The sequence below is a fragment of the Anaerovibrio sp. genome, from assembly GCF_045637405.1.
GTDB lineage: Bacteria > Bacillota > Negativicutes > Selenomonadales > Selenomonadaceae > Anaerovibrio.
This window is the reverse complement of record NZ_JAZTZI010000040.1, coordinates 20,472-28,329: the sequence shown is the minus strand read 5'-3', so window position 1 is coordinate 28,329 and position 7,858 is coordinate 20,472. Positions and strand designations below refer to the sequence as shown.

Below are 7,858 nucleotides of genomic sequence, written 5' to 3'. Positions count from 1 at the left end.
ATTTTCCTATGGGGGCGTAGCTCAGCTGGGAGAGCACATGCCTGGCAGGCATGGGGTCAGGGGTTCAAGCCCCCTCGTCTCCACCATAAGAAAAATAACCTCGAAACCTTTAGTGATAAGGGCTTCGAGGTTTTTTGTTTTGCATGATATTAATGCCAGTCCGTCTTATTCTTCTCCCAGCTCAAGCATCAGTTTTGCTACCATGGCCTCGCTGGTGAGCATACCGCCGGAAATTACGCCGTGTTTAAGGGCAGTGATGCCTACCTCGTAGCGGTCCATATGAACGCCATCGTTTATACATTGGGTGGCACCGATGATTTTTACGCCCTTGGAGATTGCGTAATCAATGGCGGGCAGAAGATTGCCAGGGGATTTTTCACCTGGAATTCCACCGGAACCAAAGAGATTTAACACTATACCGCGACAGCCGGCATCCACAAGGGCCTTAAGATACTCCTGCTTGTAGCCGGGAACCAGGTCCACAATCACCACTCTGGTATCCATTTTATCCCGGACCTTTAACGCCTGCCCTGTAGCTGGGTGTGGATTATCTGCCAAATATTTGTCGTACTCCGGATTAAATTTCAACTTGCCATTTTTAAGCGCTGCGGCTTCAGGAGCATTAATGCTCTTAAAGGCGTAGAATTCCTCTGTGTGAAGTTTTTTTGCAGTGTTTCCCTGTATAAGCCTGCCATAAAATGCCAGATATACACCGGGGCGTCCCTGGGCGGCAGCAGTAAATGCGGTAATAAGATTATCCGGGGCATCGGAGCCTTCCTCTGTCAGTGACAGCTGTGAGCCGGTTATTATGACCGGCTTTTTTAAATTCTCCAACATATAGTAGAGGGCTGAAGATGTATAGGCCATAGTATCAGTTCCATGACTGATAACAAAGCCGTCGTATTTATCATATTGAGCTTCCACGGTGTGGGCCATCGTTATCCAATGCTCTGGCTGGATGTTGGTGCTGTCAAGCTGCATCAGCTCCATGGTATCAATTTCACAGATTCCTTTAAGAGCCGGTACCCGCTCAATAAGCCCTTTGCCATCAAGGCCTGGCATCAAGCCAGCTTCAGTTTGCACGGAAGCAATGGTACCACCTGTTGCAATAAGCAAAATCCTTTTCATAGGGCAAAATATCCTCCTTCTCCATTCAGGGTATTCATTTCAATAAAAATTATACAGCTATTGTCCAAATTTTCCAAAAAATATATCTATAGGCAGGAATTATAGGTGTTCGTAGTGAATAATAGAAATGTGCTAGAGGTGTGTCCCGTGTGAGTTTATCTACGTTATAAGTTAACTGCAATAATCTATAGATAGGAGTGATGTGTATGGCAGAACCTATGGTTGAGGTCTTCATTTTCGAGACCAGGCAGTTTCTGGAACAGCTGGAACAAATTGCTCTTGGCAGTGAAGAGCAGGGTGGCTTCAGCGAGGAAGACGTCAACGAAATCTTCCGTGCCATGCATACAATTAAGGGCTCGGCGGCCATGATGATGTTCGATCAGGTATCGACACTGGCCCATTCTGTAGAGGATATTTTCTTTTACATAAGAGAACTTAAGCCAGCGAAAGTAGATGCCACTGCCATTACCGACATTGTGCTAAATGCCGTGGATTTCATGCGCATTGAAATGGAAAAGCTGGATGCTGGCGGCACCCCTGATATGAGCTCCGAGGAGCTGCGTAACTATACCAAGGATTTTCTCAGGAATATGAAGCTGGACAACGGCCATGATCCTGATATCGATTTGCGCAAGGCAAAGAATGCCAAGAAAGCCGGCGAAGCAGGGGGAGACGCTGCTGCTCCAGCCCCGGAGCCGGAAAAAAAGCAATACTACATCGGTGCAGCAAAGCCCTCTGCACCGGCACCAGCAGCGACTGGAGCCACCAGCGGGGGGCAGCATATATTTGAGGCAACGGTTTTCTTTCAGCAGGGCTGTGAAATGGAGGAAGTTCGTGCCTTTGGTGTCGTAAACAACTTAAAGGAAAAGGTTAAGGAGCTTCACTATCTGCCGGAAAAGATTCTGGAGGATGAATCTGCAACGGATACCATTCGCAATATGGGCTTTCGTCTTTTCTTTACAACGGATATGAATTTTGATGAGGCAAAGGCAGATTTGAACCAGACCATATTCCTTGATCGTCTGGAGATAAAGGAAGTGGCCAGTGTTACTGAACTGGAGTATTGGCCTTCCCAGGAAACTATTGCCATTACGGCACTGGAAAATTCCGAGCCTATAAAGCCTGCCATGCCACCAGTACAGCGTGATCTGACACCTGCTGCCAGAAAGACGGCTCCTGCCAAGGGCGCTGATGGTGCCCAGATGATTACGGTTCGTGTTGATAAGCTGGATAAGCTGATGGATCTGGTGGGGGAAATGGTCATAGCCGAAGCCATGGTTACCCAGAATCCGGATTTGAAGGGCATGGAACTGGACAATTTCGCCAAGGCAGCCCGTCAGCTTCATAAAATTAACGGTGAGCTGCAGGACAGTGTAATGGCCCTTCGAATGGTTCCTTTGGAGGGGACCTTTAAGAAGATGAACCGTATTGTTCGTGATATGACCAAGAAGCTTGGCAAGAAGGCACGTCTGGTACTGGTGGGAGAGTCTACCGAGGTGGACAAGAACATCAACGAGCATATTTCCGATCCATTGATGCACATAGTCAGAAACTCCGTTGACCATGGCATTGAGATGCCCGATGTAAGGGTTAATGCCGGCAAGGAGGAAACAGGTACGGTTATCCTTTCCGCAGAAAACGCTGGTGGTGAGGTAGTAATTAAAATCAAGGATGACGGTGGGGGCCTTAACAAGGAGAAAATTCTTGAAAGAGCCCGTAAAAACGGTATTCTTACCAAGCCGGAGTCAGAGCTTACAGATAGGGAAATCTACTCCTTTATATTCGCACCGGGATTTTCCACCAAGGAAGCGGTTACTGAGTTTTCTGGCCGTGGTGTAGGTATGGATGTGGTGGTTTCCAACATAAAATCCTTGGGGGGCAAGGTCATCGTAGACAGCGACCCGGGACTTGGCAGTACCACCACCATAAAGATTCCTCTTACTCTTGCAATCATTGAGGGAATGTCGGTTTCTGTGGGTGGTTCCCGTTTTACGATTCCAATAAATTATATCAGTCGTTCCTTCCGTCCGGATGAGGGGGCCATTTTCAGGGATCCGGATGGTTCCGAAATGATAATGGTGCAGGGCACATGCTGTCCTGTGGTAAGACTGTATGATATGTATGATATTCCTGATGCAATTCACGAGCCAACGGAGGGTATATTACTGCTTCTGGAGGCTGGTGATGCCCGGTTCGGGGTGTTGGCAGATGAGCTGCTTGGAGTGCAGGAGATAGTGGTTAAGCCTGTTCCAAAGTACATCAGTCGCATGATGAAAACTACTGGCATCAGCGGATGTACCTTGCTGGGTGATGGCAGTATCAGCCTGATTGTTGATCCACAGCAGGTGCATAATATTATTTTTGATTAACCGGGAGGGATAATCGTGGAAGATGATAAGCTGTTAATGGATGACGAGGATACCCAAAAGGACAAATACCTTACTTTTTCTCTGGGAAATGAAATTTATGGCATAGATATCAAGGTGGTAATTGAGATTATCGGTATTCAAAAAATTACCGTGGTGCCGGAGGTACCGGAATACGTTAAAGGCATTATAAATCTCAGAGGAAAGATTATCCCGGTGGTGGATATGCACCTTAGATTTAAGCGGCCAGGTAAGGAATATACTGACAGAACCTGTGTTATTGTCATTGACGTTAATGATGTGTTGATTGGCCTTATTGTGGACGGGGTTTCCGAGGTGCTCACTATTCCGGAAAAGAATGTGGTACCGCCTCCTGAGCTGAAGGCATCCCAAAACAAGTATATACGCAGCATTGGCAAGATCGGTGAGGGCGTGGTGTTGCTCCTTGACTGGATGAAGCTCTTTAGTGAGGATGATCAGAGCCTGTTCGATGATATGAGTGCAGAGGAATCAAGTGAGGAGGCAACTTGATATGATGTTTTTCAAAAATCTCACAATAGGTGCTAAACTAATAACATTGGTGGTTGTTCTTGAACTAATAATCGTTGCTGTTTCCTGGCATGGCATTTCCAGTACCGTAAATACGGCGGAAAAATACAACAGCCTTATCAAGATGGATACCAAGGCGGCGGTATGTGCAAATTCTCTGGGGATGCATTTGAATGCTGCCCGTATTAATTATCTCCTAACATTGGGAAAAACAGACAATAGCGCAATAGAGGCTTCCTATGCTAAAATGAAACAGGCTCTTGCTGATTGTGACAAGGATATGGCTGAGCTGAGTGCTATGGCTGTAAGCCCTGAAGCAAGACAGAAAATGGCTGCCATTCAGAAGGATTATGAGGACTATAAGACTGGAACGGCTTCCATTATACAGAAAAAGCTGGATACTACAGCAAATATCGATGAAGAAGCTATCAATAGCGATATGGCCAAGCAGTCAAAGCTGGCGGAAAAGCTGTATGCCGACATAAAGGGCATCGCTGATATGGGGGAAGAATCTGCTGCCAAAGAGGTTACCAGAATTGCTGATGAGAACAGAAGTGGCATTGTTACCAATATTGTGGTGGCTGCTATTTTGATAGTTATTTCGTTGGCAGCAGGTGTTTATTTTTCCAGAGATTTGTCTGCCCGCCTGAAGGAGCTGGGGGCTGCTGCAGCGCGTATTGCTGATGGTGACCTAGTTACTGAGGTAAAGACAAGTACCGGTGATGAGCTGGGGGATGCAGCTGCCAGCTTTGAGATTATGCGTCAGCGGGTTCATGAATCCGTTTCGGATATTCACAATGTGGCAGATCAGGTTGCTGCAGGAGCCAAGAATGTTTCTGATGCCAGCATGGGACTTTCCCAGGGGGCTACTGAACAGGCGGCTTCCGTGGAGGAGTTGTCTGCTTCTATAAGTGAGATTGCTTCCCAGACAGCCAGCAATGCTGAGAACGCTGAACGGGCCAATGCGCTTACCCATAATTGCCGCAGTCATGCTGAGCAGGGCAATGAGGATATGAAGGACATGCTGGATGCTATGGAGGAAATCAATAATTCTTCCAATAATATTTCCAAGATTATTAAGGTTATTGATGAAATAGCCTTCCAGACCAATATTTTGGCCCTTAATGCTGCCGTGGAGGCCGCCCGGGCAGGTCAGCACGGCAAGGGGTTTGCCGTGGTAGCTGAGGAGGTTCGCAATTTGGCTGCCCGCAGTGCCAAGGCTGCCAAGGAAACCACTGATATGATCGAGGGCTCTATTGAAAAGGTTAATGTGGGCCGTACTATTGCCAACAAGACAGCTGAGGTTCTTGGCACCATTGTGGGCAATGTGGGTGATGTGGCTGATATTGTAGAGGGCATTGCCAAGGCCTCCAATGAGCAAAAGCTGGCCATTGACCAGATAAATCAAGGTGTTAATCAGGTTTCCCAGGTGGTTCAGTCCAACTCTGCCACTTCTGAGGAGGCTGCGTCTGCCAGTCAGCAGCTCAGTGCCCAGGCCGACCGAATGAGGGAGCGGGTAAGACATTTCAAGCTCAGCTCTTCTGTGTTAAATTTCAGGACTACAGATATGCCACAGGCTGTTCCTGTATACCCTGATAAGCCAAGTGAGACAGAGGTTAAGAGCAGTGCCCAAAGAGCTGAAGTTAGACCAATGGTTAAGCCGGCAGCTCCCGGTGTAAAACCAAAGACTATTGCACTTACAGATGATGAAGGCTTCGGAAAATACTAGTTCACAGGGAAATTGGGAGAAATCACAATATGAACCAGTCCTTGTTTCAGCAGTTTGCGGCTTTGGTGACACAGAATTTTGGTATTCAGCTGCCACCAGAGAAAAAGGCCCTTTTGGAGAGCCGATTATTTAAACTGAAAAATGATAACATGGGCAGACCGGAGCTGGCCAGTGATGAGGCCTTTCTGAGGTATATCAGGGAGGATAAAACCGGTAAGGGACTGGCCATGCTGGCAGAGGCTATTACCACCCATCATACGTTCTTCATGCGGGAGGCAGACCATTTCTCTTTCTACGAGAAAGAGGTTCTGCCCTATCTGGAGAAGTCTATTCGTGATGGGGATGTGAGGACTTGGTGCGCCGCTTCTTCCACTGGCGAGGAGGCTTATACTCTGGCCATGATGCTGGAGGACCACTTCGGGTCCATGCCTGGCTGGGAAACAACTTTGTTGGCTACTGATTTATCAAAGGATGTGCTGGAAATCGGCAAGAATGGTGTTTATTCTGTTGAATCAGTGAAGACTTTGCCTGCTTTGTGGCAGAATAGCTATTTCCTCCGTACTGTTGATGGTAAATATCAGGTAGTGGACAAGCTGCGCCAAAAGGTACTGTTTCGCCGGTTTAATCTTATGACGCCTGTTTTTCCTTTCAGAAAGCCTTTTCATGTAATTTTTTGTAGAAATGTTATGATATATTTTGATAATAAGACAAGGGATAATCTGGTACGGAAATTCGCCGAATTTTTGGAGCCGGGTGGATATCTCTTTATTGGTCATTCCGAAGTTATTGACAGACATAAAAGTGATTTTGATTATGTTATGCCATCTATTTACAGAAAGAAGGGAGCGTTCACATGAGTGACTTAAAAATTCTTATTGTGGATGATTCCCTGTTTTTTAGGGAAGCACTGGCAAGGGGCCTGGCATCAAATATTTCAGGTACTGTTGAGGTGGATAAAGCTGAAAATCCATTTGATGCAAGGGACAAGATTTTGTCCTTTGATCCGGATGTTATGATTCTCGACGTGGAAATGCCAAAGATGAACGGCATTGAATTTCTGCGGCGTCTTATTGTGCAGTACGCATTGCCTACGGTGGTGCTTAGCTCAAGACCTGCTTATAAGAACCTTGCCCTGGAGGCGGGAGCCTTTTCCTTTATTGAAAAGCCTTCCATGACTCTGGGGAGTGGTGATTTTATGAAGAAGGTGGCTGAGGAGGTTTGTCGTGCCAAGGCCCATGGGGACAAGCTAATCGCGGAAAGTCAGGAGGTTATCCCTTCGGCTCCGGAACCATTGAAGCCTCCGGCACAGCCGGCAGATGTTGCACCACCACCAAAGCCACAGCCAGTGTCTTTATTTAAAAATTATGGCAGTCATGATCAGGTTTCACAGCACCTCAGTAGAGTCGTTTCCAATATGAATGCCATGAAGGCAATTGCCCAGCAGATGAAAAGTGACAAGCCGGAGCCTCAATCGATACCGCTTAGTTCCCTGAAGGCACCTGTACCGCCGAGGAAGGTGGAGCTTATTGCCATAGGTGCTTCGACTGGTGGAACCGAGGCCTTATCCAAGATATTAAGGGATTTAAAACCACCGCTTCCGCCTATAGTTATTGTTCAGCACATTCCACCGATGTTTTCCAAGCTGTTTTCTGATCGACTTGATAAAGAGTGTGTCATTCATGTAAAGGAAGCAGAGGATGGAGATAAGCTGGAGTCTAATTCTGCCTATGTCGCTCCGGGCAACAAGCAGATGCGGGTAAAGAGTGTGGGGGGATTAATGTCTTTGGATGTTAATCCAGGACCAAAATACGGTGGTCATTGTCCTGCTGTTAATGTTCTGTTCAAGTCCGTTGCTGAAAATGTTGGTGATCGGGCCATGGGGGTTATTCTCACCGGCATGGGTGAGGACGGCGCCGAATATATGGTGAAAATGCGTGAAGCAGGCTGTGTAACACTGGGTCAGGACGAGGCCAGCAGTGTAGTCTATGGAATGCCAAGGGTTGCCTTTGAAAAGGGTGCTGTTATGCAGCAGGTGCCATTAAATGGTATGGCCATGATGATAACAGCTGTAGCGAATTATAAGTAA

6 protein-coding genes and 1 tRNA gene are annotated in these 7,858 nt (G+C 47.0%); 6 read left to right on the top strand and 1 reads right to left on the bottom strand.

What is annotated here, in order from left to right:
* The first annotated feature begins 10 nt into the window (after window positions 1-10).
* Window positions 11-86: transfer RNA gene (locus ACKI5G_RS03205), tRNA-Ala, on the top strand.
* Between the two features lie 79 nt (window positions 87-165).
* Here the strand turns inward: ACKI5G_RS03205 and ACKI5G_RS03200 are convergent.
* The gene (locus ACKI5G_RS03200) at window positions 166-1,128 is read right to left on the bottom strand and encodes an asparaginase (RefSeq protein ID WP_407397596.1); all 963 of its coding nucleotides are present in this window, start codon (window positions 1,126-1,128) and stop codon (window positions 166-168) included.
* A gap of 206 nt (window positions 1,129-1,334) precedes the next feature.
* Between ACKI5G_RS03200 and ACKI5G_RS03195 the strand changes: the two genes are divergently transcribed.
* From ACKI5G_RS03195 to cheB, 5 genes are read left to right on the top strand one after another with little or no spacing between them, the layout of a single operon-like run.
* A complete protein-coding gene (locus ACKI5G_RS03195) occupies window positions 1,335-3,497 on the top strand; it encodes a chemotaxis protein CheW (RefSeq protein WP_407397594.1) in 2,163 nt (720 codons plus the stop codon).
* A 15-nt stretch (window positions 3,498-3,512) separates the two neighbouring features.
* Complete coding sequence (locus ACKI5G_RS03190) at window positions 3,513-4,025, top strand: chemotaxis protein CheW (RefSeq protein ID WP_407397592.1); 513 nt, start codon at window positions 3,513-3,515, stop codon at window positions 4,023-4,025.
* 1 nt (window position 4,026) lies between these two features.
* Window positions 4,027-5,772, top strand: a complete 1,746-nt coding sequence (locus tag ACKI5G_RS03185) for a methyl-accepting chemotaxis protein (RefSeq protein ID WP_407397590.1) — start codon at window positions 4,027-4,029, stop codon at window positions 5,770-5,772.
* 29 nt (window positions 5,773-5,801) lie between these two features.
* Complete coding sequence (locus ACKI5G_RS03180) at window positions 5,802-6,629, top strand: CheR family methyltransferase (protein ID WP_407397588.1); 828 nt, start codon at window positions 5,802-5,804, stop codon at window positions 6,627-6,629.
* Window positions 6,626-7,858: a chemotaxis-specific protein-glutamate methyltransferase CheB gene (gene cheB / locus ACKI5G_RS03175; protein WP_407397586.1), complete on the top strand. Its 1,233-nt coding sequence runs from the start codon at window positions 6,626-6,628 to the stop codon at window positions 7,856-7,858. The genes ACKI5G_RS03180 and cheB overlap by 4 nt, the downstream gene beginning before the upstream one ends.

What these genes read in the sequence shown, in the direction of transcription:
- ACKI5G_RS03185 (WP_407397590.1), top strand. Translation starts at nt 4,027, where the DNA reads ATGATGTTTTTCAAAAATCTCACAATAGGTGCTAAACTAATAACATTG.
- cheB (WP_407397586.1), top strand. Translation starts at nt 6,626, where the DNA reads ATGAGTGACTTAAAAATTCTTATTGTGGATGATTCCCTGTTTTTTAGG.
- ACKI5G_RS03200 (WP_407397596.1), bottom strand. Translation starts at nt 1,128, where the DNA reads ATGAAAAGGATTTTGCTTATTGCAACAGGTGGTACCATTGCTTCCGTG.
- ACKI5G_RS03195 (WP_407397594.1), top strand. Translation starts at nt 1,335, where the DNA reads ATGGCAGAACCTATGGTTGAGGTCTTCATTTTCGAGACCAGGCAGTTT.
- ACKI5G_RS03180 (WP_407397588.1), top strand. Translation starts at nt 5,802, where the DNA reads ATGAACCAGTCCTTGTTTCAGCAGTTTGCGGCTTTGGTGACACAGAAT.